The sequence below is a fragment of the Pseudomonas karstica genome (assembly GCF_009707515.1).
GTDB classification, from domain to species: domain Bacteria; phylum Pseudomonadota; class Gammaproteobacteria; order Pseudomonadales; family Pseudomonadaceae; genus Aquipseudomonas; species Aquipseudomonas karstica.
This window is the reverse complement of sequence record NZ_WLYI01000105.1, coordinates 1-271: the sequence shown is the minus strand read 5'-3', so window position 1 is coordinate 271 and position 271 is coordinate 1. Positions and strand designations below refer to the sequence as shown.

At 56.5% G+C, this 271-nt stretch carries 1 protein-coding gene; it reads left to right on the top strand.

Features of this window, described 5'->3' with window-relative positions; all coding sequences use genetic code 11:
• A partial coding sequence (locus GIR22_RS26075) for an immunoglobulin-like domain-containing protein (RefSeq protein ID WP_178122476.1) occupies positions 1–271 on the top strand: 271 nt, incomplete at both ends.

Here is a 271-nt window from a genome sequence, read left to right as displayed (position 1 = left end):
CGACACCACCGGTGGCAACTTCGAGAAGTTGGAAGTCGCGGGCAATGGCGCAACCACCACCATCAACGACACCATCGACAAAGTGGATGTGGTCCTGACGGCGACTACCACCGTCGGCGAAGGCGGACAGATTGTTTATACCGCCAGCCTTGTGGATAAAAACGGTGCACCGGTGACTAACATCACCAATCCGCTGAAGGTGACTCTGGACAATGGCCAGACCATTACCATCGGTGTAAATCAGTCGAGCGGGACCGTCTCTGTCGTGGCG